This is a genomic window from Chthoniobacter flavus Ellin428 (assembly GCF_000173075.1).
In the GTDB taxonomy this organism is placed as follows: domain Bacteria; phylum Verrucomicrobiota; class Verrucomicrobiia; order Chthoniobacterales; family Chthoniobacteraceae; genus Chthoniobacter; species Chthoniobacter flavus.
The window spans coordinates 224,694-249,985 of the sequence record NZ_ABVL01000008.1 but is presented as its reverse complement, the minus strand read 5'-3'; the positions used below and the strand labels follow the sequence as shown (position 1 = coordinate 249,985).

The 25,292-nt window shown below is 61.8% G+C and carries 24 protein-coding genes; 14 read left to right on the top strand and 10 right to left on the bottom strand.

What is annotated here, in order from left to right; genetic code table 11:
• Position 1 precedes the first annotated feature (1 nt).
• The gene (rsmD, locus tag CFE428DRAFT_RS15350; RefSeq protein ID WP_042725048.1) at positions 2–556 is read right to left on the bottom strand and encodes a 16S rRNA (guanine(966)-N(2))-methyltransferase RsmD; all 555 of its coding nucleotides are present in this window, start codon (positions 554–556) and stop codon (positions 2–4) included.
• The gene (locus CFE428DRAFT_RS33770; protein ID WP_049975651.1) at positions 553–2,151 is read right to left on the bottom strand and encodes an AsmA family protein; all 1,599 of its coding nucleotides are present in this window, start codon (positions 2,149–2,151) and stop codon (positions 553–555) included. The genes rsmD and CFE428DRAFT_RS33770 overlap by 4 nt, the downstream gene beginning before the upstream one ends.
• A gap of 55 nt (positions 2,152–2,206) precedes the next feature.
• On the opposite strand from CFE428DRAFT_RS33770, the gene CFE428DRAFT_RS15340 reads away from it, so the two are divergent.
• The 6 genes from CFE428DRAFT_RS15340 to CFE428DRAFT_RS15315 all read left to right on the top strand — a co-directional run bounded on the left by CFE428DRAFT_RS15340 (position 2,207) and on the right by CFE428DRAFT_RS15315 (position 6,600).
• Positions 2,207–3,073, top strand: coding sequence for a diacylglycerol/lipid kinase family protein (locus CFE428DRAFT_RS15340; RefSeq protein WP_042725047.1), 867 nt, complete (start codon positions 2,207–2,209; stop codon positions 3,071–3,073).
• Positions 3,074–3,137: 64 nt separating this feature from the next.
• The gene (locus CFE428DRAFT_RS15335; RefSeq protein ID WP_083805171.1) at positions 3,138–3,995 is read left to right on the top strand and encodes a rhomboid family intramembrane serine protease; all 858 of its coding nucleotides are present in this window, start codon (positions 3,138–3,140) and stop codon (positions 3,993–3,995) included.
• A gap of 205 nt (positions 3,996–4,200) precedes the next feature.
• Positions 4,201–4,977 (top strand): glycosyltransferase family 2 protein, encoded by a 777-nt coding sequence (locus CFE428DRAFT_RS15330; RefSeq protein ID WP_006980489.1) that lies wholly within the window; start codon positions 4,201–4,203, stop codon positions 4,975–4,977.
• Positions 4,978–5,044: 67 nt separating this feature from the next.
• Positions 5,045–5,242: a hypothetical protein gene (locus CFE428DRAFT_RS15325; protein ID WP_006980488.1), complete on the top strand. Its 198-nt coding sequence runs from the start codon at positions 5,045–5,047 to the stop codon at positions 5,240–5,242.
• A gap of 26 nt (positions 5,243–5,268) precedes the next feature.
• Positions 5,269–5,502, top strand: coding sequence for a hypothetical protein (locus CFE428DRAFT_RS15320; protein ID WP_131989547.1), 234 nt, complete (start codon positions 5,269–5,271; stop codon positions 5,500–5,502).
• Positions 5,503–5,616: 114 nt separating this feature from the next.
• Positions 5,617–6,600: a YHYH protein gene (locus tag CFE428DRAFT_RS15315; RefSeq protein ID WP_006980486.1), complete on the top strand. Its 984-nt coding sequence runs from the start codon at positions 5,617–5,619 to the stop codon at positions 6,598–6,600.
• Positions 6,601–6,808: 208 nt separating this feature from the next.
• Here the strand turns inward: CFE428DRAFT_RS15315 and CFE428DRAFT_RS15310 are convergent, their stop codons facing one another.
• Complete coding sequence (locus CFE428DRAFT_RS15310; protein WP_006980485.1) at positions 6,809–8,287, bottom strand: alkaline phosphatase family protein; 1,479 nt, start codon at positions 8,285–8,287, stop codon at positions 6,809–6,811.
• A gap of 175 nt (positions 8,288–8,462) precedes the next feature.
• On the opposite strand from CFE428DRAFT_RS15310, the gene CFE428DRAFT_RS15305 reads away from it, so the two are divergent.
• Positions 8,463–9,500: an alpha/beta hydrolase gene (locus CFE428DRAFT_RS15305; RefSeq protein ID WP_006980484.1), complete on the top strand. Its 1,038-nt coding sequence runs from the start codon at positions 8,463–8,465 to the stop codon at positions 9,498–9,500.
• 14 nt (positions 9,501–9,514) lie between these two features.
• Here CFE428DRAFT_RS15305 and CFE428DRAFT_RS15300 read toward each other — a convergent pair whose 3' ends face one another.
• Genes CFE428DRAFT_RS15300 through polX form a run of 3 tightly spaced genes read right to left on the bottom strand, consistent with a single transcriptional unit; the run spans position 9,515 to position 13,004 of the window.
• The gene (locus CFE428DRAFT_RS15300; RefSeq protein ID WP_006980483.1) at positions 9,515–10,510 is read right to left on the bottom strand and encodes an NAD(P)H-dependent glycerol-3-phosphate dehydrogenase; all 996 of its coding nucleotides are present in this window, start codon (positions 10,508–10,510) and stop codon (positions 9,515–9,517) included.
• Positions 10,507–11,253 carry a glycerol-3-phosphate 1-O-acyltransferase PlsY gene (plsY, locus tag CFE428DRAFT_RS15295; RefSeq protein ID WP_006980482.1) on the bottom strand — a complete coding sequence of 249 codons (747 nt, stop codon included), beginning with the start codon at positions 11,251–11,253 and terminating at the stop codon, positions 10,507–10,509. Before plsY ends, CFE428DRAFT_RS15300 begins: the two co-directional genes overlap by 4 nt.
• Positions 11,250–13,004, bottom strand: a complete 1,755-nt coding sequence (polX, locus tag CFE428DRAFT_RS15290) for a DNA polymerase/3'-5' exonuclease PolX (RefSeq protein WP_006980481.1) — start codon at positions 13,002–13,004, stop codon at positions 11,250–11,252. The genes plsY and polX overlap by 4 nt, the downstream gene beginning before the upstream one ends.
• A gap of 167 nt (positions 13,005–13,171) precedes the next feature.
• Here polX and CFE428DRAFT_RS15285 point away from each other — a divergent pair, with 167 nt between their 5' ends.
• Together CFE428DRAFT_RS15285 and CFE428DRAFT_RS15280 are read left to right on the top strand one after the other, a co-directional pair.
• A complete protein-coding gene (locus CFE428DRAFT_RS15285) occupies positions 13,172–13,330 on the top strand; it encodes a hypothetical protein (protein ID WP_157447531.1) in 159 nt (52 codons plus the stop codon).
• Positions 13,331–13,391: 61 nt separating this feature from the next.
• Positions 13,392–14,819 (top strand): hypothetical protein, encoded by a 1,428-nt coding sequence (locus CFE428DRAFT_RS15280; protein WP_006980479.1) that lies wholly within the window; start codon positions 13,392–13,394, stop codon positions 14,817–14,819.
• A 15-nt stretch (positions 14,820–14,834) separates the two neighbouring features.
• Here the strand turns inward: CFE428DRAFT_RS15280 and CFE428DRAFT_RS15275 are convergent, their stop codons facing one another.
• From CFE428DRAFT_RS15275 to CFE428DRAFT_RS33765, 4 genes are all read right to left on the bottom strand, one after another.
• The gene (locus tag CFE428DRAFT_RS15275) at positions 14,835–16,478 is read right to left on the bottom strand and encodes an MFS transporter (protein WP_006980478.1); all 1,644 of its coding nucleotides are present in this window, start codon (positions 16,476–16,478) and stop codon (positions 14,835–14,837) included.
• Positions 16,479–16,795: 317 nt separating this feature from the next.
• Positions 16,796–17,008 carry a hypothetical protein gene (locus tag CFE428DRAFT_RS15270; RefSeq protein ID WP_006980477.1) on the bottom strand — a complete coding sequence of 71 codons (213 nt, stop codon included), beginning with the start codon at positions 17,006–17,008 and terminating at the stop codon, positions 16,796–16,798.
• Entirely contained in the window at positions 17,005–17,343 is a 339-nt protein-coding gene (locus tag CFE428DRAFT_RS15265) for a DUF6869 domain-containing protein (RefSeq protein ID WP_157447530.1), read from the bottom strand. Before CFE428DRAFT_RS15265 ends, CFE428DRAFT_RS15270 begins: the two co-directional genes overlap by 4 nt.
• Positions 17,344–17,426: 83 nt before the next feature.
• Entirely contained in the window at positions 17,427–17,816 is a 390-nt protein-coding gene (locus CFE428DRAFT_RS33765) for a DUF805 domain-containing protein (protein WP_006980475.1), read from the bottom strand.
• A gap of 542 nt (positions 17,817–18,358) precedes the next feature.
• Here CFE428DRAFT_RS33765 and CFE428DRAFT_RS15250 point away from each other — a divergent pair.
• The 5 genes from CFE428DRAFT_RS15250 to CFE428DRAFT_RS33760 all read left to right on the top strand — a co-directional run bounded on the left by CFE428DRAFT_RS15250 (position 18,359) and on the right by CFE428DRAFT_RS33760 (position 25,286).
• Complete coding sequence (locus CFE428DRAFT_RS15250; RefSeq protein WP_006980474.1) at positions 18,359–18,988, top strand: SH3 domain-containing protein; 630 nt, start codon at positions 18,359–18,361, stop codon at positions 18,986–18,988.
• A 76-nt stretch (positions 18,989–19,064) separates the two neighbouring features.
• A complete protein-coding gene (locus CFE428DRAFT_RS15245) occupies positions 19,065–19,703 on the top strand; it encodes a PepSY domain-containing protein (protein ID WP_006980473.1) in 639 nt (212 codons plus the stop codon).
• Between the two features lie 60 nt (positions 19,704–19,763).
• The gene (locus CFE428DRAFT_RS15240; RefSeq protein WP_006980472.1) at positions 19,764–20,360 is read left to right on the top strand and encodes a hypothetical protein; all 597 of its coding nucleotides are present in this window, start codon (positions 19,764–19,766) and stop codon (positions 20,358–20,360) included.
• Between the two features lie 190 nt (positions 20,361–20,550).
• A complete protein-coding gene (gene ilvB / locus CFE428DRAFT_RS15235; RefSeq protein WP_042725042.1) occupies positions 20,551–22,395 on the top strand; it encodes a biosynthetic-type acetolactate synthase large subunit in 1,845 nt (614 codons plus the stop codon).
• A 254-nt stretch (positions 22,396–22,649) separates the two neighbouring features.
• Positions 22,650–25,286: an ABC transporter substrate-binding protein gene (locus CFE428DRAFT_RS33760; protein WP_049975650.1), complete on the top strand. Its 2,637-nt coding sequence runs from the start codon at positions 22,650–22,652 to the stop codon at positions 25,284–25,286.
• Positions 25,287–25,292 lie beyond the last annotated feature (6 nt).

Genomic DNA, 25,292 nt, shown 5'->3' with positions numbered 1-25,292 from the left:
ATCAACTCACCGGCCGGAGAAAGGCCACCTCGGTAGCACCGTAACGCTTCTGACGAAAGCACTCCCAGACGTCGCGCAGCGGCAATTTCGCCCCCGGCATATGTTCGAGAATGAAAATGCCATTGGGTTTCAGCGCCTTGCGCAACGGCTCCGAACCGAGCAGTTCCGGCGTGAAATCGCGCTCGCCCGGCACCTTGGCGTAAGGCGGATCGGCGAGGATCAAATCGAACGATCCCGCCCCGACAAGACGGTCGAGAAAACGGAACACATCGACCGGCTGCACGTCGCCCGTCAGCTTCGTCCTTTCCAGGTTCTTCTCGATCGCCGCCACCGCCCGGCGATCGCTTTCCACAAACGTGGCCGCAGCCGCTCCGCGGCTCAGCGCCTCGATCCCCAGCGCGCCGCTGCCGGCGAAGAGATCGAGGACCCGCGCCCCGATGATAAAATCGCTGAGACTGGAATAAATCGCGCCTTTGACCACATCCATGGTCGGTCGCAATTCGCTCTTGGGCAGATACAACGAAAGCCCACCCGCACTACCAGCGATGACCCTCACGGATTCGGCGTGGTCGGTTGAGGTTGCGGAGTCACCGGAGCCGGCTGGGGAGCCGCGGGAGCGGGAGCGGGGCTGGCCGGCTCGGGCGCCGCCGTCGGGGCGGGTGTGCCGGGCGCTTCCTTGTCCTTCTTCTTTTTCTTCTCCTTGTCCTTGTCCTCTTTCCGGGCCTTGTCGTCTTCCTGCTTCTTGTCGCCGAAGATGCTGTTCAGCACATTGCCGAATTGGTTGTCGATCTTCTGCCCGATGAGCTTGTTGAGCAGGTTCGTCTTCGGTTTATCGGTCGTGCCGTTGATGACGAAATCGATCGCCCGCCGGCCGCCTTCGATGGGCGTGAAGCTGTCGTGAATCATCGCCGGGAGATGCTGCGCCACGGCTTCCTCGACCGAAAGTTGCGCGTCGAGGTTGAGCCGCTTGTCGAGCCGCACCATGCCGTGCGCGGTGAGTTGCAGGTCGGCGGTATTGAGAGCGAGTGTGTCCACATACACCTTCTCGCCGCTCAGCCGCAGATCTGAGTGTCCATCGCGCACCCGCAGGTCGGAGAGCTCCTTCAGGCCGATGATCTGCCCGATGTTCTGGAAAAGATCGAGCTGGTGAAACTGCGCGTCGCGAATGTCCACGCGGCCGACGCCATCGTAACGGTTCTTGCGCTGATAGTCGCCGTGGATTTCGGCCTGCCCGCTCAGGGTCCCGAGCATCTGCCCGGGATCCGTTCCCCATTGCCGTCCCAGTTGGTCCAGGTTCACCTGCAAAAAGTTCACCGCAATTTTGAAAGGCGAATGCTCCCCTTCGTTGTGGGTGTGGTATTTGCCCTGCACCTTGCCGCCGGCAAAAGTGGCGTCGATTTGCGAGAGGTCGAATGCGCCCCCGGCAAAGCTGAACGGCGTGCTCACATTTTCGAACGTCGCGCCGTCCGCATAGACCAGTTTGCCGATGGTCGCTGTGCCCTCGATGTGGTCGGGAGTGAGGGACGTGTAGACCATGTTCACGTCGCTCAACACCGCGAGGTGCTTGTTTTCGTTGTCGAACAACTCGGCCTGGCCGCCCTTCACCTCGAAGCGATCGACGGCCACGACAAACTTGCTCTTCTTCTCCGCGGCCACTTTTTCGACCTCCTCCGCCGGCTTCTTTTCCCCGGGCTGTCCATTGGCGGATTCCCCCTTTTTCTCCTCCTTCGCCAGCTTCTGGTTCGCGTCCTCGGCGGAGACCTCTTTCGCCTGTTCCGGCGCGGGCAGTTTCCACTTTTTGTCCGCGGTCTGTGCCCAGATGATCTTCGGGTTCTCCACGCTCATCTCGGTGATCTCCAGCTTGCCCTGCAGAATCGGGAGCAGCCGGTAGTGGGCATTGAAGGAAGTGGCTTCGAGGAAATTCGCGCCCCCATTCGGGATGGTGATGCCGGTGATGCGCAGGTCGCCGAACGGCGACACGCTGACATTCGTCAGCTTCAGGGGCAGACGCAGGGCTTTGCTCAATTCCTCCTGGATCCGCGCTTGCGAGCCGGGCGACTGGATGTAGAGGTTCAAGCCAACGACGAGGGCGACCCCCAAGGCCACCAATATGGTGAGCCCGATGAGAATAGCCTTGGAAACTTTTTTCACGCCGCACAACGTAGTCCCCGAGCCTTGAAAGAAAAGGCGGAATCGCCCGTGCAGCATGCAGGAGACCCTTGTTATTTTCAATCCAGCGGCTCGCAGCGAGCGAGCCAAGGCGGCTTGGCGCCGCATCGAGAAGTTGCCCAATTGCACCATGCGTGCGACCGCGGCTCCCGGCGATGCCCGGGCCGTGGCGGAAGCTGCTGTGAAAGAGGGCTTTGCCACCATTGTGGCGGCCGGCGGCGACGGCACGGTGAATGAGGTGGTCAACGGGATCGTCGGCTCGGACGTTTCTCTCGGCATCCTGCCGGTCGGCACCATGAACGTCTTCGCGGCCGAACTCGGCCTGCCGGGCGACCTCGATGAGGCCTGGGCCATCATTCAGGCCGGCCGGACCCGCCGGGTCGACCTGCTGCGGGCCAACCAACAATATTTCGTCCAGCTCGCCGGGGTTGGACTCGATGCCCAGGTCGTGCAGGCCACCAGCTGGAATTTCAAAAAGAACTTCGGCCCACTGAGTTACCTCATTTCCGCGGCCCAGATCGCCGCCCAAAAACCGCCCCGTCTCTATGTGGAGGCGGACGATCAGGTGCGCGAGGGATCCTTCGTGCTCATCGGGAATGGCCGCTACTACGGCGGCCCGCTCGCCTTCTTCAAGGAAGCCCGGATCGACGACGGCAAGCTCGACGTCCTCATCTTCAAGAACCTCGCCTACCTCGACATCGCCCGTTACGTGACGAATGTCTTCATCGGCAAACACACCGGCCTGCCCGATGTGGAGTATTTCCAGACGAAAAAGGCGTCCGTGCGCAGCGACGAAGACGTACCCGTGGAGGTCGATGGCGAGGTCGTCGGCGCCCTGCCGGTGACCTTCCGCATTTCGTCACGAAAACTTAAGGTCGTGGTGCCGGTTGGGCGCGATAATTAAAATGACAAGACCGGACGCTTTCCAATTTTACAAGCGACGGCGCGTCGCTTAATTTCTTTCACGTATGCGCCCCTCCCGCCGACAAATGCAGCCGTTTGTGCGACGGTGGCAACCGGGACGCGCATCGGCCACGATGCTCGTCGTGGCGCTCGGTGCGGGGGCTTTCGGCGCGCAATTCATCACCGAGACGCTGCTCAGTGGCCAGCCGACCCACGAGATCCTCCGCCAATGGCTGGCGCTCGACGATGGGGTGATCAAAAGCGGGCAGTGGTGGAAATTCCTGAGCTTCGGCCTGCTGCATGCCGATCCGGTGCAGATGGCGGTCAATCTGCTGTTGCTCTTCCTCGCGGGCCGCGAGTTGGAGCCGATCGTCGGCGCACGTCACTTTTCGATCATCTACGTCGTGGGCAATCTCCTCGGCGGCCTGGCGCACTGGACGTTCATGAGCGCGAAACCGCTCATGGGTGTGTCGGCCGGTGTGTCCGCGGTGATCGTCGCCTATACCACCATCCTGCCGGAGCTCGAGGTGACCTGCCACCTGCTCTTCGTCATGCCCGTGCGAATCCGGGCGAAGTACCTCACCTGGGCGCTGCTCGGCGTCAGTAGTATTTGCTGGGTGACGGATACGGCCACGGAGATCGGCCCGGCGGGGATGATCGCGGGCGCGATCTTCGGCTGGGCCTACGTGAAGCAGCTCGGCTACGGTAATCCGCTGGCCATCCAGCGCTACATCTTCGATCGCCGCCAGCGTGCCGCCCGGCTGGCCCGCATGACCCCCGAGCAGTTCATCACCGCGGAGATCGACCCGATCCTCGAGAAGATCGCGCAGCACGGCATAAAGAGCCTCACCCGCTCGGAGCGGAAGATCCTCGAGCAAGGCCGCGGCAAGCTCAGCGAGAAGCCCGTGCCGAAGCATTCCTGAGTGACTCGGAAAAGAACGCCCGCGAATCACGCGAATGACACGAATTGGTGCTCCTTCATTCGAGTCATTTGCGTGATTTGCGGGCCAAACATTCTTTCCGCTGTTTTATTTCGCATGTCACTCTGAGCGAAGTGCCTCAGCGGTGAAGTCCACTCCCAGAAACGAGCTTGGCGGCCCGTCTGGCGCACGCCACCCTCGGCCATCCATGCCCGGTCTGCCGCTGAATCTTTCCATCGCGATCATCTCTCTCAATGAGGAAGCCAACCTGCGCCGTTGCCTGCAAAGCGCCGCGGACCTCGCGAAGGAAATCGTCGTCGTGGATTCCGGTTCCACCGACAAAACTTTGGATGTCGCCCGGGAATTCGGCGCCCGCGTGCAGCACCAGGATTACCTCGGCCAGCGCGACCAGAAAAACGTCGCCGTCTCGCTTTGCACCCAGCCATGGGTGCTCCTGCTCGATTGTGACGAGGAACTTTCCCCCGAGCTGAAAGCCGCCATCATTGCCTTTTTCGAAAAGAGCGACGCCGAGCGCTACGTGGGCGCGAAGATGGCCCGCAAAGTCTGGTTCATGGGCCGCTGGATCACCCACGGCGACTGGTATCCTGATCGCAAGCTGCGCCTCTTTCGCCGCGACAAAGGTCGCTGCGGGGGCAACGCCGCGCACGACAAAGTGGAGATCGAGGGCCCGGTCACGACTTTGAACGGCGACCTCCATCACTATTCCTTCCGCGACATGCGGCACTACGTGAGCAAGATCAACACGTTCGCCGACGCCTTTCTCGAAAAGCAAAAGAGCGAAGGCGCCCGCTGGTCGCTCGCCGCGACCTTGTTCCGCCCGTGGTGGCGTTTCTTCCGCGCCTATGTCATCCGCCGCGGATTCCTCGACGGCTTCCCCGGCCTCTGGATCGCCGTCGCCACCGCCTTCTTCGCCTTCGTGCGCTACAGCCGGAAGTATGAGGATGAGGCGATGAACGGAGATTAAATCGTCATTAGCAGCTGCCCGCAAACGGGTGCTTGCACCGTTGCCTCTCTGGCACGAAGATCGGGGCATGAGCGTGGAAGAAATTAAGAAGAGTCTCGCCGGACTTTCCTCTGCGGAGCAGAACGAGGTGTCGGCTTATCTCTTTCACCTGCGCCATCACACAGATCCAAATTATCAGGCTCATGTGAGTGCGGTTCTGGACGACAAAAATCCGGCGCATTGGCTGACGCCAGAGGAATTTGAAAAGCGGCTCGACGAAAAGTGACTTGAATGGGCGGCTACGAGGTATTCATGCACCTCACGGTTTTGGAGAGCGTTCCGAAGAGCGGTGCGCAGCGCCAGCGCATCATGAATTTCATTCGCAGTCTGCGGGAGAAACCGGACACGCCGGGCGATTTTTTGGACAAGGACACGTCACTGCGCGTGCGGCAAGTGAAGATCGTCGGCGACTACGCGATCACTTATTGGGTAGACGCTCCCGTGAAAGCCGTGATGGTCGTGGACGTACGATTGGCAGATAACTGACCGTCAGCCACAACGTAAACGCCCCGCGCGGACTTTTACCATTGCTTAACAATTTTCGGCGTTACTGAAGGAAAGGGGCGGCGTTCATTTTGTGAATCGACGCATTTCGAAATTATGCCTTCCTCCCATTCCCCCATTTTTCTGTTCGTGGCTGGCACTGCGGTATTCGCGGCCACGTCAATCGTCGCTTTGGCCCACTCCGAGGATGCGGGCGACAACCCACCGGCGTTTTTCGAACCAGCTGCTTATGGTTTGCCGGAGAGCCGCGTGAGCATTCGCGTGGAAGGTGACAAGCGCATCATCGAGTCGAACGATATCCCGAATCATGAGACCGGACGTTTTCCCAATCCGGGCAATCCGAATGTCATTCGTCCGCAGAGTTATCACTACGAAGTGCCCACGCATCCGCAGGAAGCGCCGGCTCCGGTCAATGCGGGGCATATGGTCTTCGGCATCGCGGTCAATGGCGTGAAGTTCGATCCGGCGACCGCGGAATTCTGGCACCGCGACTTCCGGTCGATCTGGAACGAAGAAGCGATCTACAAGGGTCGCGGTCAGCTCGGCATGGACTGGAGCAACGCGCACGTGCAACCGAGCGGCGCCTATCACTATCACGGCATTCCGATCGGGCTCATCAAACAACTGCGTGGCGAGAACAGCATGGTGCTCATCGGTTGGGCGGCGGATGGCTTTCCGATCTACGGACCGCTCGCCCATCAGGACGCGAAAGAGGCGACGAGTCCGCTGGTGAAAATGAAATCGTCCTTTCGCTTGAAAACCGGCAATCGCCCAGGCGGTGAAAGCGGGCCCGGCGGAGCGTATGACGGCAAATACACGCCCGACTACGAGTATGCCGCCGGCTCCGGCGATCTCGATGAATGCAACGGCCGCTTCGGTGCGACTCCCGAATTTCCGGAAGGCACTTACTATTACGTGACCACCGCCGAGTTCCCGTTCATCTCCCGGAAATTCCACGGCACGCCGGACTTCAGCTTCCGCGAGCGCCCACCCGGAGGCGGCCCTGGTGGGCCTGGCGGTCCCGGTGGTCCCGGCCGCTTCGGCCCGCCGCCCGGCTTCCCGCCACCACCGCCGATTTAGAGCATCAATTTTCCACTCACACGGAAGCGACGGCGCGCTTTCCTCCAGCTCTGATTCGAAAACGAATTCCGAAAGTCGGACAAAAGGAGTTTTTGACCACGGATTACGCGGATTTCACGGATGAGACGAGCGATGCAGATTTCTGTAATCCGTGAAATCCGCGTAATCCGTGGTCACTCTTCATCCCGAATTAGTTTCGGTACAATCTCTACGGTGCGTCCGGATGCAGGAACTTCAACTGATGCTGATAGTTGGTTAGATGCTTGGCGACGGCTGCGGTGGCCTGTTCCGAAGCTTGCGGATTGTTAGTCCGGATCGCGCTGGCGATGAGGCTGCGCTGCACGTCATTCAGCGGGGTGGCCAGCGATTCATCGTCGCCCGTGATGCTGCACTGCGCGGTGATCTCCGGCCAAACAACAATCTTCGCGGTATCATCCTGCGTTAGCACTGGCTGCAGCGTGGGCGCAGCCTTGATGCGCGGGCTGGGCAGGAAGGACTGGCCGAGCCCCTTCCAGTCGCGCAACGTCGCGAGAATCGATGTGTGATCGTAAGGCGTATTCCCCGGTGCCCGGAAAACGGTGCCTGGGCGCACATAGGAAGAGACGACGATGGCCGGCACGCGCACGCCAAATCGGTCAAAGCCGAAGGTGCCATCGCGTGACGTGCTATAGGGCAGCGGCGGTGCCGCGCCCGTCGGCGGCACCACGTGATCGTAGCATCCGCCATGTTCGTCGAAGGTGATGACCAGCAGGATCTTGTCGCGATACGGACTGAGCCGCACTGCATCGTAAACCTGGGCGAGGAAGGTATCACCGCGGCAGACGTTGTGCGGCGGATGATAATCGCTCGGGTAGTCGAGCTTGAAGAGACCGAGCTGGGTGACGAAGCGTGGCTCGATGAAAGAATAGGCCGGCAATTTCGACGCAGGGTTGGCATTGGCCGGTGCGGCGCAGAGGCTGGGAAAGCTGGAGAAACCCCGGAAGTGCGCGGAGTAAGGAAGAAGCCGCGGCAAAAATTGGCCGAGCGTCAGCGCAGGGATCGGTGGGGTGGTATCCGCGAAAACATTCCAGGTGATGTTTTGCTCTTCGAGGACATTGAAGACGGTCGGGATGTCGTAGAGCTCGTAGTTGTCGTTATTGATATGGCCGTCCGACGAACCGGTGTGGACGAATCCGCGATTGGGCCACGTCTGGCACGGACAGGAGGCAAACCACCCGTCGCACACCGCGAAGTTGCGGGCGAGATCGTTGATGACATTCGCTTCCTGCGGACCGAACGACTCCATGATCTGCCCCGCGGAAGCCTGACCGGCATTGGTGCTCGCGTAGTCCTTGAGGAAGCCGCTCATGTTGGCGGACTGTCCCTCCGCGGGATTCGCCGTGCCGAAAATCTGCGTCGCGATGTGGTCGAACTCCTCGTGCGGATCTGGTGTCGGCACGCAGCTCGCGTTCGAGTTCGATGGCCAGGACTTGGGCGGCCGGCCGGCAAAGACGGGCGGTGTCCCGTCACCCATGGCGTTGGAAAAGGTATTCGGGAGCAGCCCGTCGAACGTCGTCGGATTTTGCTCGGGAATGTTGTGTTTGGGTAGATTCCCGGGGCCGTAAAGCCAGCCCAGCAAATTGTCGAACGAGCGATTTTCCATCATCACCACGACGACGTGTTCGATGTTATCGATACCGGTAGCCATAAAGAGATTCCTCCTGCGCGCGAGATCGTGCCTCGGGCCATTGGAAATGCACGCACATTTCCATGGGCCACGCTCAGGAATTTGAGCTTCCGTTTCGACGGGCTTTTAAAAATGCCTGACAGGCGGCGCGGCCATGGCGGAAACTCCGGCGCTTCCCTGGAATTCTTCTCATCCCATGCGCCTTCCGATTTTAGCCCGTAATCTCTTCCCTGTCGCCACGCTCTTCGTCGCCGCCGGTGTGCTCTCCGCCGCGCAGCTCGATGTGCTGGATATCCCCGGCAAGACGCTGAAGGACAATCCGCTCGGCGATCCGCCCGCGCGCCATCTCGCGGTCTTCAAACCGGACAATGCAAAGGACGACGCGCCGCTGCCGTTGGTGATCTATCTGCCGGGCTGGGGCTCCTCCTGCGAAGACGTGATTCCCGATGGCGGCAAGGCCTGGTTCGGCAAGGTCGTGGATCAGCTCGCGCCCAGCAATCCGGTGCGGATCGCGGTGGTGGATGCGCGCTCACGTTATGGCGGCAGCCAATACCTGAATTCCACGGCCACCGGTCAGTACGCCGATTACATCACCGAGGAGATTCTTCCCACCCTCACGGCGAAATACACCTCGCCCAGCTTCGGGGCGAGCCCGGTCATCGCCGGCCATTCCAGCGGCGGTTACGGCGCGCTGATCCTGGCCATTCGGCAGCACGAGAAATTCAACTCCGTGGTCGCGCTCTCACCCGACAGCAATTTCGACATCACCCATCGGCCGCTCGTCGACCAACCGAGTGTGAAAGCCGTGACGCGGGCCGCGCTCGACGCGGCGATGGGACCGGCGAAGGAATTCCGTCTGCCGAAGGATGGTATCGCGCGGCTGGTCATGGGACTGTGCGCGAATTATGTCCCGATCGCCGACAAGCCGGGCAAATTCGAGTGGCTCTACGACGACAAAGGCCAATGGCAAAACGACGTCTGGAAAAAGTGGCTCGACCTCGATCCGCTGATGATCGTGCGCCGCAATGACGATGCCTTCACGGCGACGCAACGCATCTATCTCGACGGCGCGGAGCAGGATGAATTCGGCGCCAACATCGGCGCGAAGAAGATCTTCATGGAATTGCGCAATCGTTCCTCCTCCTGCCGCTTCTACCAGCCGCCCGGCCACCACGGCGACAATCTCCCCGACCGCCTCGCGCGTGGCCTGATCTTTGTCCTCGGGCGGGAGTAAAGAAGTGGGCCACCCTACTCTGCCTTCGGTTCGCGGGTGATGAGATTGAGCGCCACTTCGCGCGGGGCGCTGGTGCCGTCGAGCAGGGCGCGCATCTGGTCGATGATCGGTGTTTCGATGCCGAAGCGGCGGGCGCATTCGAAGGCGCTGTAAGTCGTCGGCACCCCTTCCGCGATCATGTTCATCGAGGCGACGATGTCGGCCAGCCGCTCGCCTTTGCCGAGGCGTTCGCCGACGGCGCGATTGCGGCTGTGCCGCGAGAAACAGGTGACCATGAGATCGCCGATGCCGCTCAGGCCCTGGAAGGTCTCGCGTTTGCCACCGAGCGCCACGCCAAGACGGATGAGTTCGGCGAGCGAACGGGTGATGAGGGCGGCCTTGGAATTATCGCCGAGACCGAGGCCATCACTGACGCCGGCGGCGAGGGCGAAGATGTTCTTCAGCGCGCCACCGAGTTCGATCCCCGCGACATCCTCGCTGGTGTAGGGCCGGAAGAAAGACGTGGCGAAGGTCTGTTGCAGCCGCGTGCGGATGTCTTCCCGCGCGCAGCCGAGGACAATCGCGGTCGGCATTTTTTGCACGACTTCCTCGGCATGACTCGGCCCGGAGAGCACCGCCACCGGATTGTGCGGAAAGCATTCCGCGATGATCTCGCTCATCCGCAGGCCGCTGCCGCGCTCCACCCCCTTGGTGCAGGAGAGCAGCACCGCCTCTGGCGAGAGAGCGGTGGTGGAAAGGCGTGCGGCCACTTCGCGCACGGCCTTCGATGGCGTGACGAGCAGCACGAGGTCGCACTCGGCGAGATCGTCGAGCGCTGTGGTGAAGTGAAAGGAATCCGGCAGTCGATAGCCCGGGAGGTAAGTCGAATTCTCGTGCGTGGCCGTGACGCGGGCGATGTGCTCGGCATCGTGCCCCCAGATGAGCGTGGGCAGGCGGTTGGCATCGAGGACCGCGGCCAGCGCCGTGCCCCAACTGCCCGCACCGATGATACCGACATGGCGAAAACTCATGACTGCGGAGGTTTGGAGGGGGACGATTCCTCCGCGGCTGGTTCGGCTGTGACCTGCGGTTTGGGCGTGCCGAAACGCAGCTCGGTGCCGTTCAGCAGCCGTTTGATATTCGCCGTGTGACGCTTGAAGACCATCAGCGCGGCAGCCACACCGAAGTAAAAATTTCCCCAGCCATGCACTGCCGCCCAGCCTTCCGAGGGGCCAAAGAACATCAGCGCGATGACGGTGATGGGCAGGGCCAGGGCCGCGACCAGCGAGGCCAGCGACACATAACGCGAGACCTTCAGCACCAGGCCCCAGATGGCGAAGATGATCAGGCTGACCAGCGGCATCATCCCGATGATCACGCCCAACGAAGTAGCCACGCCCTTGCCGCCCTTGAAGCGCAGCCACACCGGAAAGTTATGTCCCATGATGCAACCGAGCGCCGCGGCGATGCCAGCGTAGTCGGGCGGGAGATGCTTGATCTCGGTGTGCTCGTGCGGGAGCGGAATCGTCACCCCGAAATGGGCGGCCAGCTTCACGCCGATGTAAACGGCCAGCCAGCCCTTGAAGGTATCGCAGAAAAACGCGAACGCTCCCCACTTCTTCCCCATCGTCCGCCAGACATTGGTGGCGCCGATGTTCTTGCTGCCATGCTCGCGGATATCGATGCCCTGCGATTTGGAGATGATGAGCCCGCTCGGGATGGTGCCGAGCAGATAGCTCACGATGACGATGAGCGCGACGACGAGCCAGATCACTTTTTCGCGTTCCGCTTGGCTTGAAGGACGGCCTCGATTTTGCCGAGAGGCAGGGTGTTCACGACATCGGCGCGGGTCAGCCAACCCTTGCGTGCGATACCAATGCCGAAGTGCAGGTACTGCAGATGGGAGGTGGAATGCGCATCCGGGTTGATCGCACACTTCACGCCCTTCTCCTTGGCCAACGGCCACCAGCGCCAATCCATGTCGAGCCGACGCGGGTTGGCGTTGAGCTCGATGATCGTGCCCGTCGCCGCCGCCGCTTCGATGACCGCCGCGTGATCGACCTGATAGGCTTCGCGCGAGAGCAGCAGCCGCCCGGTGAGGTGGCCGAGCATGGTCACGTAGGGATTCTCGATCGCCTTGATGATGCGCTTCGTCATCTCCGCCTCGGTGAGGTTGAAGACGTTGTGCACGCTAACCACGCAGTAATCGAGTTGCGCGAGCACTTCATCCGGGAAATCGAGCGCGCCTTCCTTGGTGATGTCCACCTCGCTGCCGGCGAAAATCTTGAAGTCGCCGCCGAAGGTCTTGTTCAACTCGCGGATCTCAGCGACCTGCGCGAGGAGGCGATCGGCGTCGAGGCCGTGCGCCTGGAAGGAAGCTTTCGAGTGATCGGCGATGCCGAGATATTGCAGGCCGAGTTCCTGCGCCGCTTCGACCATCTCGGCCAATGTGTTGCGGCCATCGCTGGCCGTGGTGTGATTGTGGAAAGTGCCGCGGAGGTTTTCCTTCTCGATCAAGTCGGGCAGCGTGTGTTTCTCCGCGGCGGCGAATTCGCCGCGATCCTCACGCAACTCCGGCTCGACGTAATCCAGGCCGAGCGCCCGGTAGAGATCGCGCTCCTCGTGAATGGGTGGGGGCGGCTCGCTCTTGGAATTTTCCAGCGGGCCGAGACGGTATTCATTGAGCGTCCACCCACGAGCCAGCGCCCGCTGGCGCATGATGATGTTATGCTCCTTCGAGCCGGTGAAGTAATTCAGCGCAAACGGGAACTCCGTGTTTTTGATCACGCGAAGATCGGCCTGGATGCCCGACTTGAGACGCACGCTCGATTTCGTTGCGCCATTGGCGATGACGCTCTCGACCATCTCGTGCTTGACGAAAAATTCGGAGACTTCCGCGGGCGAATTCGTCGCGACAATGAAATCGAGATCGCCGACGACTTCCTTGTTCCGCCGATAACTGCCGGCCACGCAGGCCTGCAGCACATCGGGCAGCCCGCGCAATTCCTCGAGCATGCGCTCGGCATCCTTGGCAATCTCGCCGAGGCGGAAGCGGCCGGCATGCTTGGCCCGCGACTGGATGGCGGCGAGAATGTTATCGGAAGTCTTCTTGCCGAAACCCGAGAGGGCGGCCACGCGGCCGTCTTTGCACGCCTTTTCCAGCTCGGCGATGGTGGTGACATTCAGCTTTTCCCACAGCGCCTTGATCTTCTTCGGCCCGATGCCCTGCAGATCGAACATCTCGAAAATCCCCGGCGGGAATTCCGCCTTCAGGTTTTCGTAATACATGAGGTGCCCCGTAACGATCAGCTCGGTGAGCTTGTCCGCGATGGCCTTCCCCACCCCGCTGATCTCGGCGAGGCGGTTCTCCCCAGCAGCCTTGGCGAGGTCGCCGCTATAGGTCTCAATCGCGCGGGCGGCGTTCGTGTAGGCGCGAATCTTGAAAACGTTTTCGCCCTTCAGCTCGAGCATTTGGGCGATGCTCTCGAGAAGATCGGCGATTTGGTCTTTGGTCAGGGCGGACATGCGGCGGCGGAAATTGAGGTGGCGCAGCGAGAACGTGTCACGCGCGAGTTGGTAGGAAAGCCCGGACTGCCGCGCAACGCAAGCGAGGCGCGGGGAAAGTGAAGATCGAGGGGGGCGGGATTTTCGGTTTCAGAGGGGCGCAGATGCTGCTTTGTTCCGGTCCTACCATGAAACTCCTCATCTTCGTCGGCCTCAATGTCGGTGGCTACATCGGCTGGGAGCTGGGAGAGCCGCACGGCATCATGGCGGCGTTTTTGGTCAGTTCGCTCGGGTCGGCCATCGGCGTCATCGCCGGGTGGAAACTGGCTCGACATTATCTGGAATAAATCAGTCATTGCCTCGCCGTCGCGCTGGGCGGATGCTTTTCCGGCTTACCCCCTTACTGCCATGAGCATGTACCAGTCTTTCCGCGGCCTGCCGGCGCTCGCCGGTCTGGCCAGTTTCGATGCCGCGCAACAACCAGGCCTTTCCGTCGAGGAATGCGTGCGGCGGCTCAAACGCTTCCACTACGCATTCAGGCGGCTGCACGAGATCTTCCTCGCGCGGCTCACCGCCGAGCCGGTGTATGAGCTGAAGATGGCCTTCTCGCTGCACGCCCACTACTGCGCGGAGCACGTGGCGGCGTTGCGTCAGCGGGTGGGCGAAATGCGCGAACCGCCGCTCGGCCTCGACATCGTGCCCGACCCGGCGCTGGAGGCTTACTTCAACGAAATCCTCGCCGCGCCCACGACCGAGGAATTGTTGCTCGGCCTCTATGCCCACGCATTGCCCGTCCTCGGTGCAGCGCTGGAAAAGCATCGCACCACGACGAATCCGCTGGCCGATGCCCCGAGCGTGCGGCTGGTGAAATTTGCTCTGCTCGAAGTCGAGGAGATGGACGATTACGGCGCGCAGGCCGTTGATGCCTTCGAGGCGGAAATCGGCGCGCGCAAGACGGAGATCCAGGCCTGGCTCGAGGTGCTCGATGACGCGCTGGCCGCCGCCGGCGGACTCGATGGCACGAGCGAGCGCACCAGCGCGGCCTTCCCGCGCAAGTATTCCGGCAAGCCTTTCGTCTACGACCCCGTGCCGCAGCGGGACGCGCGTTTCCCCGATCCCTACAACATGGGCGTGAACGCGGAGGCGTTCCTCTACGATCCCGCGATGCCGCCGGAGCCAAAGGTGCTGATGATGTTCTACAAGCGCATCCGCGAGATCGATGTGCCGGAGATGATGGCCTCGATCCTCAGCGAGACCAAGGGCAAGCCGTGGGGCTACTATCGCGACATGACCCGCCAGCTTTGGGACGAAGCGCGGCACGCCATGATGGGCGAAGTGGGCTTCGTCTCGCTCGGCGTGGATTGGACGAAGGTGATGGTGAATTTCACCTGGTCGCTCGGGCTAAACACGCAGCTTTCCGCGAAGGAGCGGCACGGCGTGCTCTATTTCATCGAGCAAGGGCTCATGCCGAAGACCGGCAAGCGCTTCGAATGGGAAACCGCGCAAGCGGCGCACCATGCACTCTCGGCGCTCTTCCAGGATTACGATTGGGCGGATGAAGTGCTGCACGCCCGCGTCGGGCGCGACTGGTACGTGTCGCAATTCGAGAACCCGAAGGAAGCCGTGGACTGGGGCGATCGCGCGTGGTCGAAGGTGCTCATCGGCTGGCGGCAGTGGAAGGACGAAGGCCTCACGCAACATCGCAACTGGTGGCCAGAGGTGTATCGCGACTGGTGCCGCGTGCAGGGCATCGAGCCGGACGAGCACGTGCTGGCCTTCAGCGAGAGCTACGAAACGAAGCGCGCGGATTTGAAAACGCTCAGCGCCTCGGCGTGAGACGCTGATCGTTCGCTATTCTCCGGTTCGATCCCGCAGATTCGTCATCAGGAAATGCCGCACGCGCGGTGGCTCATCACCGCGGTGAAAAGCCGTGACGGCTTCCTCGATCCGTTTGTCTTCCACCGTGGCGCGTTCGTGCTGGCGCAGGTGTTCGGCCCAGGAGCCGACGAGGAAGGTTTCACGGAAGTGCGCGGGGTGATCGAGATCGTGGAAGAGCGAGCTGCGGAAGGCGCCATCGCGCAGGCGCGTGCGGCGGAGGGCGCGCATCGCAGCGCGAAACTCGCGGGCCTGCGCGGGGTCGATTTGGTAATCGACGGTGATCAGCACCGGGCCATCGTCCGGTGCGGGTTCGACAGCGAGATTGTGAATCTGCGGCCAGTGATTCGACGGGCTCAGGTCCAGCTTTTCCACGTGGCTGATCGGCAGCCAGCGATCGAACGCCGCGCAGACCAGCAGCCAGCCGCCGGCGCACCACAGGGCGGTGGAAGAGGCCGTCCAGCCGGTGACGCGGCCCCAGCAAAGCGCGCCGAGGGCGAAACCGCCTTGCACCACCACGAGATAAATCGCCGAGCTGCGCGCGCGGACCCAATTGGGAAACGCGCTTTGCGACGCCACGCTGAAAGTATTCAGCGCGGTCATCCAGCCGCCACCCACGAACAACAGGTCCAGGCCCATCAGCCAACGATTCGCGGCGATGCCGAGCAGCCCGATCGAGACCGCTGCCACCACGCTCGCGCCCCCGAGCACGCGGTCGTAGGAATGCCGCAACCGCAGACTCGGCAGCAGGACCAGCGCGGCGACGATCGCCCCCGTGCCGTAGCAGCCCATCAGCAGGCCGAAATCGGAGGCCGCCCAATGCCGTTCGCGAATGAGCAGCGGCAGCAGGGCAATGGGAGCGACCGCCGCGAAGACATGTACTCCCGCGCGGGCGAGCACAGCCTGCATCGGCGGTGAATGCCGTGCGTAGCGCAGCGCCGCGGTGATCGCGCCAAGCATCTGTTCCTTTTGCGCGCTGCGCGGCTGGCCGGAGTAGCCGCGATGGCTCATCACCGCGATCACCGCGATGAACGAAATCGCATTCAGCGAAAATACCGGCACCGGCCCCAGCGCCGCCACCAGCAAGCCGCCGAGGATCGGCCCGAAACAGCGGGCGATATTGTAACCTACCGCGTCGAGGGCAAAGGAGGGTGCGAGCTTCGCGCGTCCCACGAGGTCGGGAATCATCGCCCGCCACGCCGGCGTGGTGAAGGCGGCCGCCATGCCGAGCTGGAAAGTCGCGAGCAGCAGCAGCCCCGCATTGAGCCGGCCCATCCAGGCGAGCAACGCCATACCCACCGCGGTGAGCAGCGCGCCCGCCTGCGCCAGGAGGATTTGCTGCCGCCGATCCACCACATCCGCCAGCGCCCCGGCGGGCAGGGCGAGCAGGAAGAGCGGCAGGCTCGACATCGTCTGCATCAGCGAAATCATCACCGGCGACGGCGTCATCGTGGTCATCGTCCACACCGCCGCGGTGTCATTCATCGTCGAACCGATATTCGACACGATGCTGGCCAGCCACACCCAGCGGTAGAGCGGCTGGCGCAGCGGTTCCCACGGCGAGGACGCCGCCGGGGTAGTGCTGGCGGATGGCGAATTGCGAGTTTCGGATGTCTCCAAAGCGAAGGCTGCAGATTCCTACATGCGAACGGAGAAATCCCCAACGGGAAATCGTGCGCGAGTAATCATGAAGCAGTGAGGCGGACCTGGAGGAGTGATGGTCAGCGACCCGATCAAGTTTCCATTCTCGCGGTCATTCTGAGCGGAGTGGAGGGAGTGTAACGACCGGAACGCAGTCGAAGAACCCGGCCGAACAACCAGCGATGATCTCCGGTAAAGCGGCCGGATTCTTCGACTGCGTGCCCCGCCGCCTTCGCCCCCGGGCACTTCGCTCAGAATGACACGCGAGGGGAAGCGGCTATTTATTTCACAGTCTCTTACTGACTGACCTTCTCATCGTGGCACCAATAGGTCTGCTTGTGTCCGCGCGCTTCAAATTCCGCGACTACGGATCGCGCCCGGGCTTCGGTGAGATTCGCTTCGATCAAAAACCGGCTCCCAGAATCATCCTGCCGCCACACGGCCCACGTGCCGGCATCTCGCAACGCGTTGTCGCTTGCCGGTTGGGGCGTTGACGTATTTACGTTCATAATCGTTCGACGCTGAGGGCCCGGATTTTTTGATAAAAGACCTTGGACATGGTCAGTGGCCAAACGCCGCGGAGCAACACGCGGAACAGCTCATGTTCATCCGCCAGCCGGTGGACGGTATCGAAAACCTTCTCCTCGTGAAGGCAGAGGAAATCCTCCAGCGGCCCGGCGGCCAGAAGGCCCACTGTTTCAGGAACGTCCGCGAGTTGAGCGATGGCGCAGATCGTCGCCAGGCCCCTGTCGGGTTCCTCGCGAAGCCATCGGTAAAGCTGCTCGTCCGTTTTCGTATAGTCCGGCCGCGGCTGGGCAATCCACGCTTCGGCCAGCTCGCGCACTTCTGCATCCCCGTGAAAGGCATTCCAGATATCCATAGGACGCCTTGACGATACGCGATGGTCTCAGGCGTTCAACCTCGCAGTCACTCGATTCTCTGGATCGTGTCTCGGCGGTTAATCGCATCGCCGTCGGAATCGCCCAACCCGTCATCCGGCAATCCTGGCTTCGGACTGGCCCCATATTTATTCGCCTCCGGGAAGCCGGGAAGGACCAGCAGCGGAATGAAAAACAGCGGCATGATGAACGCGGCGATGGCGAACCAGCCGCTGAGGCCGATGTCATGAATGCGCCGCACGCACGAGGGAATGAGCGCTGCGGTCACCAGGTAACGCGAGAGGATGATCGCCTTGATGTGGGTCATCTGCCAGGCGGTGTTGATGGCGAAAAGGAGCGCGATGACGATGAGCAGGGCGAACGCGAAGTGTTTTCGGCGCGTGCGTCCTTTAAAAGAAAGGAAATCGATCGGATTCATTGATTGATGATGCGTGAGGGCTCGGCGCCTCTCCCGCGAACGGGAAGAAGGACCGACCGTCCCATTCGGTCAAGGCCGTTGTCGCGGCAGTCGGCGGCCTGATCTTTATACACATCTTTTCCTGGAAGGGGCGATGAGCACGAGAGCACTGGGAGGGGCGACTTCCTAGAAAAGACCCTGCGCCGCGGAGCGGTGCCCTGCAGTGAGGGCGCTCCGCGCCGAGGGTTTTTCGATCGGCGACTAGGAAGTCGCCGCTCCCAGCGCCATCCGTAGCGGCATCTCTCTATTGCGGAGACTTGTGTATAAAGATCAGGCCGGTGACACCCGCGCAAGGAGTACCTGGCTCTCTATCATCGGGTGGACACCCCCTAGACGCGATGAGTTGAGGATTGACTTAAATCGCCTGGAAAAAGAGGCTCAACCGCATGAAATGCCGAGCGTGGCGATGGTCTTCGGCGGATTTCTCATTTCTATTTCCGAGGAGGCCCTCGGGACCGAATTTACCGCGGATTGCGGCGAATCACTCCGTCCGCAGGAGACTCTTGCTCTCTCTCCTCGCCGGCCTGCTGCTGCTGTTACTACCGGGCGCCGCCCTCCACGCCGAACGGGGTGTGATCGACGATTCGGACGGTTTTACCTATCTCCGTGCGGCCCAGAGCGCGACCTCCGCCGTGATGGCGCTGGTCAATGCGGGCGAAGTCTTCGAGTTTTCCGCCGGGACGGAGCGGACCACCCCGCCGGCCTGGCTCAAGGTCAAACTTCGCAATGGCAAGACCGGGTGGATGGATCATTCCCGCATCCGTTTCCATTTCGAGCCATCGGACCTCAAGGACGGCGGCCCGACCGACGAGGTCAACCAGGACAAGTGGAAAGGCTTTGCCTATTACCCCACCGCCCGCCTCGCCGCCAAGGGTGACCCCAAGGCACTGCACACCTTCTTCCGCTATCGTGGAGACGGGGCCGCCGGGGAAGCGCATGAGTTTATGGCGAACATCGTGCTGCACCTCGCCGGTGACGACCGCATGGCTGCCTTCGCCTCCACGCAATCCCCCACCTCGCGCAAAGATCTCCGCGAATTTCTCCGGGACGGCGCGAGCCTTTGGCCCTTCGAGCCCAAGGAATATCTCCGTCTTCATTTCCCCAAAACCTCCGCCGCCCTCGCCCGCCGATAACGGATGTCCGCTTCCTTTCGGAAACGCTTCTGCGGCGCGGCACGGCAAAAAGCGAAAACCCGACCGCCAACACCTGATGCACCTCCAAAGATATCTTGCTGCGTTGTTTCTTCTCGTCGCGTTTTGCCACCCGCTTTCCGGCTCGGCTGAGGAGGATACCGGGGCCGGGAAGAAAAAGATCGAAGCGCCTTCGCCGAACGGGCGATTTGCCTTTCGCCACAAAGGAGAGTCGGACGATACGCCCGAGACCTATGTGCTCATCGACCGAAAGTCGGGCAAAGTCCTCAAGCAGGTCGCCAAAGCCGACCCTGACTTGGGTCCCAGCGCACGGTTCCACATGGAGGTGCTGTGGAAACCGGACTCGGAACGGTTTGCGCTCATCGGGACATTCTGGAAGCGGGGGAGCGAAGTCATGGTTTTTGTGCGTGAGGGCGCCACGTTCCGGGAGGTGAAACTACCCGAGCTCACGGCGGAAATTCCCGAGAAAGTGATGGCCGGCAAGGAGTACCCGCACGTCGTCGAACTGAGTTCGCAGAGCGCGAAGCGCTGGCGCAAGGATGGCTCGCTCGAGGTCGAGATCGAAACGATCCAGGACGGCAACGGCAGCACGATCCAGGCAAACCGCACCGTGATCCTGGGCTTTGGCAAAGACGGCAAAGCGAAGATCCTCAAATCGACGACCAAGTACACGAAACCGGACGAGGCCTCGTCCTAGCGCCCGGTGTCGCCCGCGACTTGCCCGCGCCTGCTTTCACCTCGCCGATTTCCTGACCCTATGCCCGAACCCAAATTACCCGATTCTCTTCTGCAAACGCTTCAGGATTCGCTGGAGAAAAAGGATTCCGGTCTGCCGCTGGCCACCGCCCAGGATTTGGCCCGCATCAGTTACGGATTCGCCTACATCGTTCTCCCCGACCTGGTCTACCGCTCGTTCGAGGAATTTCTCAAGTCCTGGCATGACTCCTGGCCCATGGGTTGGATGCTCTGCGACTTCGGGTGCTCAAAGGAAAACGTCCGCACGACGATCGAGCAGAAAGCCGCCTTTAAGACGACGACGGCGCCTTTCGGGCCGAATTGCGACGGTTATTTCGTGCAATTCCCGCCGCCGCCGCCCTACCCGATTCTCAGCGAGGAAGAATTCCAGGCGCTGATCGCCAGCAAACAGCGACCGAGGCTGGCGCCCTATTTTGCCGCCGTGATCCATGACCGGACGAGTGGCGATCGCAATTACTTCACCCTCGGCCAATCCCCCGCTGGCGGCACGACTTTCCGCACCGTGACGGAGGAGGGAGAGAACTGCAATCTCGGGCCTGGTCCGGAGCCGGATTTGGCCAAATTCTACCAGCACATCGTGGACTTCGCGGTGGGGTGAGAAGGCATCCCGAACGATTCTGACTTTCCCGCTGAGCCGTGGCGAAGGCGAACGCTGGCCGGTCAAGCAGGACCGTTCCACGCACATCCCGGTCGACAAACGCCCTCTTGGGGCCGCCCTGGCCGGAGCAGTGAATCCCGCTTGCCGTACCGGGCGAATGCGGCTAGCTTCGCGGCCCTTTTATCCAGTCATGAGCACTCCAACTACGACCTCTGAATCCTCAACGAAACCCGCTCCGCAAGCCGAGCGCGGCGTCACCATGAGCGGTGCGGAGATTCTCGTCGAGTGCCTCATTCGCGAGGGCGTAGATACGATTTTTGCCTATCCGGGCGGCGCTTCGATGCACATGCACCAGGCGCTGACCAAGCGCGAGGACAAGATCCGCACTTACCTGCCGCGGCATGAGCAAGGCGGCGTTTTCGCGGCCGAAGGTTATGCCCGCGCCACCGGCAAGGCCGGCGTGGTGATGGCGACCAGCGGCCCGGGCGCGACGAACCTCGTGACCGGCATCGCCGACGCTTATCTCGACTCGACCCCGCTGGTGGCGATCACCGGCCAGGTGCCGCAGGCGATGATCGGCAAGGGTGCCTTCCAGGAGACGGACGTGTTCAGCGTGACCGCCCAGATCGTGAAGCACAACTATCTGGTGATGGATGTGAACGACATCCCGCGGATCGTGAAGGAAGCTTTCTACATCGCCCAGACCGGCCGTCCGGGTCCGGTGCTCATCGATATCCCGAAGAACATCCAGCTCGCCACCACCCAGCCGGTCTTCCCGGCGGAAATCAACCTGCGCGGCTATGACCCGATCAAGCACGCGGACGACGTGGCGCTGAATGAAGTGGTCGGCCTCATCAAACAGGCCAAGTGCCCGATGATCTACTGCGGCGGCGGCATCATCTCGGGTGAAGCGTCGGGCGAATTGCTCGAGTTCGTGGAGCGCACGGGTATCCCGGTGGCGACCACGCTCATGGGCATCGGCTGCTTCCCGGAAACGCACGAGCTTTCGCTGAAGTGGCTGGGCATGCACGGCACCGTGTATGCGAACAACGCGGTGAACGAAGCCGACCTGCTGTTGGCCATCGGCGTGCGTTTTGACGACCGGGTGACCGGCAAGATCAGCGAGTTTGCCAAGCACGGCACGATCGTTCACATCGACATCGACAACTCGGAGATCAACAAGAACAAGGTGGTAAAGCTGCCCATCCTGAGCGACGTGAAATACGCGCTCGGCCGCTTGAACCAGTTGCTCGAGGAATCGGGCGCGAAGCGTGTGCAATCCGGCTTCAAGGCGTTCCCGGATTGGTATGTGAAGATCAACGCGTGGCGGGAAGCGTTCCCGTTCACCTTCAACGACACCGAAGACGTCATCCAGCCGCAGTACGCGATCAAGCTGCTCTGCGAGTTGACCAAGGGCGACGCGATCATCACCACCGGCGTGGGCCAGCACCAGATGTGGGCGGCGCAGTTCTACGATTACACCAAGCCGCGCACGCTGCTGACCAGCGCGGGCCTCGGCTCGATGGGCTTTGGCTACCCGGCGGCGCTCGGCGCGAAGGTGGCCTTCCCCGACAAGGAAGTGATCGACATCGACGGCGACGGCTCGTTCCTCATGAACGTGCAGGAGCTGGCCCTGGCGCACGTCGAAGGCGTGAACGCCAAGGTGATGATCCTGAACAACCAATGGCTGGGCATGGTCATGCAGTGGGAAGACCGCTTCTATAAGTCGAATCGCGGTCACACCTTCCTCGGCAACCCGAAGAAAGTTTACGAGGGCAGCCTCGAGGATCCGACGGGCATCTATCCGGACTATGTGAAGATGTGCGAAGGCTTCGCCGTGAAGTGCGAGCGCGTGATGCACAAGAAGGATCTCGCCGCCGCCATGCAGCGCATGCTCGACGCGAAGGAACCCTATGTGCTGGACGTGATGGTGCCCTACACCGAGCACGTGCTGCCGATGATTCCGAGTGGCGGGACCTACAAGGACGTCATCTACGAAGGCCGCCAGACGCTGAAGGCCGGCACCGGCTTGTAGGAAATTCCATTAAAAGGTCTCGCATTTGTGCCCGCTTGGGTTGCAGGCGTGAGACCCCTCAAGGGATAAACTTCGACAGGTGTCGACAAGCGGAAACGTTTGTTTTCGGACGTTACTTGCCATTTCCTCCGGTATTTCGGTTTGAAATACAGAGAAAATAGTAAGTAAATTTACGACAAGAATAGCTTCTGCTAAATAGGGTCATCGGCTTAATGTGCCCCGAACGCATGATCCTGGCCGCTCACCCCCAGTCGATGTTCCGCCGTCTCTCGGCCTCCCGGCAGACGATGGCGGTCCTTTGGCTGGTGGTCCTGGCCGTATGGCTATCGACGACGGTGGCGCGCGCCGAGGAGCGCATCGTCCTGCAGCTCAAATGGTATCATCAGTTTCAGTTCGCCGGCTTCTATGCGGCGGATGTGAAAGGCTTCTATGCTGCCGAGGGATTGCACGTGATCATCCGCGAAGGCTCCCCGAAGCGTCCGGCAATCCAGGAAGTGCTGGAGGGGCGGGCCGACTTCGGCGTGAGCAATGAAAGCGTGCTGCTGGCCCGCTTGCACGGCGAGCCACTGGTGGCTTGTGCGGCGATCTTCCAGCATTCGCCCTACGTGGTCCTGACGCGCGCCGATAGTGGCATCCGCAAGCCCTCGGATCTTCCGGGGCGCACGTTGATGATGGCCTCACCAGAGGCGTCGGTGCAGTTCCTGGCGATGCTGAAGCACGAGGGCATCCCGCTCCAAAGAGTGAAGCTGGTGCCGCAAACCTGGGACCTGCGCGACTTGATCGAGAAACGCGTGGATGCCGTCACCGCCTACAGCACGGTCGAGCCGATGCAAATGCGCCAGGTGGGCGTCGAGCCGGCGATGATTCGCGTGACCGACTACGGCGTGGATTTCTACGGCGACACCCTCTTCACCACCGAGACGATGGTGAAGAAAGACCGCGCCCAAGTTGCTGCCTTCGTCCGCGCCACGCGGCGGGGCTGGGAGTACGCGATGGAGCACCCGCAGGAGATGATCGATCTCATTCTCAAGATGCCGGAGGTGAAGCGGCGCGGCTTGCGCCGGGAGAACCTGGAGAGCGAGGCGAAGGAAATGCGGCCGCTCATTCTCCCTGAACTCGTGGACATGGGGCACATGAACCCGGGGCGCTGGGAGCGGATGGAGCAGATCTTCCAGGAGACGGGTTTTATCCGGCACAAGCAAAGCCTCAAGGGCTTCCTCTTCGAGCCCGATCCGGGGATCGATACCGGGTTGCTGTGGTCTCTTGGGTGCGTGCTCGCGCTGGCCCTGCTGATCGGTGGCATCGTGCTGCTCTGGAATGTGCAGCTTCGCCGCAAGGTGGAGCGGAGCACGCGGGACGTGCGGCTCAGCGAGGCGAACCTCACCGCGCTCATCGAGAATACCTCGGCGTCCATTTGGTCGGTGGACCGGGATCTGCGCTACATCATCTTCAACTCGCACTTCCACCGCCTGGTGGAGGAGAGCCTGGGCCGCCCGCCGGAAGTCGGCATGGCCCTCTCGGAGATTCTGTCCGCGGAGGAATTGGCCGAGCGCAAACCGCTCTACGATCGCGCGCTGGCCGGCGAGCGCTTTCTCTGGGAAGTAAACCGCACGTTCCGGAACGTCCCACACATTCTCGCCGAGTCATTCAGCCCGATCTCGAACGGACGCGAGATCACCGGCGTGACCGTTTTCAGCTATGACATCACCGAGCAGCGCAAGCTCGAGGAGCAGTACCGGCAGTCGCAGAAGATGGACGCCATCGGCCAGCTCGCCGGCGGGGTCGCGCACGACTTCAACAACCTGCTCATGGTCATCCAGGGCAATGCGTCGCTGGCCTTGATGGCCGAGTTGCCGCCGGAGGAAGTGCACGCCATTTTGCAGGATATCGTCACTGCTACCGAGCGGGCAGCGGCGCTCACCAGCCAGCTCCTCGCCTTCAGCCGGCGGCAGCCGATGCAGCCGCGCGACCTGGAGATGAATACCATCGTCACCGAAGCCTCGCGCATGTTTGGCCGCTTGATCGGCGAGGACATCACGCTACAAACCGAGCTCACGCCTTCGCCGACGCCGGTGCATGCGGACTCGGGGATGATCGAACAGGTGCTGCTCAATCTCGCGGTCAATGCTCGCGACGCCATGCCGCATGGTGGCCAGCTTACCCTGCGCACCCGTGTCGTGCCGCCGCAGGATCTGCCGGGCAAACTGGCTGCGCGCGTGGATGGCGAAGAGTTCGTCCAGGTCGATGTGTCCGATAACGGCCAGGGCATTGCGGCGGATTGCCTGCCGCATATTTTCGAGCCGTTCTTCACCACGAAGGAAGTGGGGAAGGGGACGGGCCTGGGCCTGGCCACGGCGTTTGGCATCGCCCAGCAGCACGGCGGCTGGCTCACCGTGGAGAGCATGGTCGGGCACGGTTCCACGTTCTCGCTCTTCCTCCCGCGTCATGCCTCCACCAACGGGAAGCAAGCGGCCGCTCCCGAGCCTGCGGTGAAGAAACGGCGCGGCAATGAGACGATCCTCATCGTGGAAGACGACTCTACCGTCCGCAACGTCGTGGTGCATGTGCTCAAGCAGAACGGCTACCGCATTTACGAAGCGGTCAATGGCCAGACCGCATTGGAGCTGTGGGAACAGTGCGGACTCGAGACCGATGTGCTGATCACCGACATGGTCATGCCGGGCGGTGTGTCGGGTCACGAACTGGCGCAGCAACTCCTGGCCAAAAAGCCCTCGCTGAAAGTGATCTACACCAGCGGTTACAGCGCCGAGGTTTTCCGCGGCGATTTCGTGTTGCCGGCGGGCGTGGACTTTCTGCGCAAGCCGTATCGCGCCGAGGATTTGCTGGCCGCGGTGGGGAAGGCGCTCGACGGCGGGAAAACTTCGGTCTAGGCGCGC

What these genes read in the sequence shown, in the direction of transcription:
- CFE428DRAFT_RS33760 (WP_049975650.1), top strand. Translation starts at nt 22,650, where the DNA reads ATGTTCCGCCGTCTCTCGGCCTCCCGGCAGACGATGGCGGTCCTTTGG.
- CFE428DRAFT_RS15320 (WP_131989547.1), top strand. Translation starts at nt 5,269, where the DNA reads ATGCACCTCACGGTTTTGGAGAGCGTTCCGAAGAGCGGTGCGCAGCGC.
- CFE428DRAFT_RS15310 (WP_006980485.1), bottom strand. Translation starts at nt 8,287, where the DNA reads ATGGCTACCGGTATCGATAACATCGAACACGTCGTCGTGGTGATGATG.
- CFE428DRAFT_RS15280 (WP_006980479.1), top strand. Translation starts at nt 13,392, where the DNA reads ATGAGCATGTACCAGTCTTTCCGCGGCCTGCCGGCGCTCGCCGGTCTG.
- CFE428DRAFT_RS15285 (WP_157447531.1), top strand. Translation starts at nt 13,172, where the DNA reads ATGAAACTCCTCATCTTCGTCGGCCTCAATGTCGGTGGCTACATCGGC.
- CFE428DRAFT_RS33765 (WP_006980475.1), bottom strand. Translation starts at nt 17,816, where the DNA reads ATGAATCCGATCGATTTCCTTTCTTTTAAAGGACGCACGCGCCGAAAA.
- CFE428DRAFT_RS15305 (WP_006980484.1), top strand. Translation starts at nt 8,463, where the DNA reads ATGCGCCTTCCGATTTTAGCCCGTAATCTCTTCCCTGTCGCCACGCTC.
- ilvB (WP_042725042.1), top strand. Translation starts at nt 20,551, where the DNA reads ATGAGCACTCCAACTACGACCTCTGAATCCTCAACGAAACCCGCTCCG.
- CFE428DRAFT_RS15335 (WP_083805171.1), top strand. Translation starts at nt 3,138, where the DNA reads ATGCGCCCCTCCCGCCGACAAATGCAGCCGTTTGTGCGACGGTGGCAA.
- polX (WP_006980481.1), bottom strand. Translation starts at nt 13,004, where the DNA reads ATGTCCGCCCTGACCAAAGACCAAATCGCCGATCTTCTCGAGAGCATC.
- CFE428DRAFT_RS15300 (WP_006980483.1), bottom strand. Translation starts at nt 10,510, where the DNA reads ATGAGTTTTCGCCATGTCGGTATCATCGGTGCGGGCAGTTGGGGCACG.
- CFE428DRAFT_RS15315 (WP_006980486.1), top strand. Translation starts at nt 5,617, where the DNA reads ATGCCTTCCTCCCATTCCCCCATTTTTCTGTTCGTGGCTGGCACTGCG.
- CFE428DRAFT_RS15325 (WP_006980488.1), top strand. Translation starts at nt 5,045, where the DNA reads ATGAGCGTGGAAGAAATTAAGAAGAGTCTCGCCGGACTTTCCTCTGCG.
- CFE428DRAFT_RS15330 (WP_006980489.1), top strand. Translation starts at nt 4,201, where the DNA reads ATGCCCGGTCTGCCGCTGAATCTTTCCATCGCGATCATCTCTCTCAAT.
- CFE428DRAFT_RS15240 (WP_006980472.1), top strand. Translation starts at nt 19,764, where the DNA reads ATGCCCGAACCCAAATTACCCGATTCTCTTCTGCAAACGCTTCAGGAT.
- CFE428DRAFT_RS15340 (WP_042725047.1), top strand. Translation starts at nt 2,207, where the DNA reads ATGCAGGAGACCCTTGTTATTTTCAATCCAGCGGCTCGCAGCGAGCGA.
- CFE428DRAFT_RS15270 (WP_006980477.1), bottom strand. Translation starts at nt 17,008, where the DNA reads ATGAACGTAAATACGTCAACGCCCCAACCGGCAAGCGACAACGCGTTG.
- CFE428DRAFT_RS15245 (WP_006980473.1), top strand. Translation starts at nt 19,065, where the DNA reads ATGCACCTCCAAAGATATCTTGCTGCGTTGTTTCTTCTCGTCGCGTTT.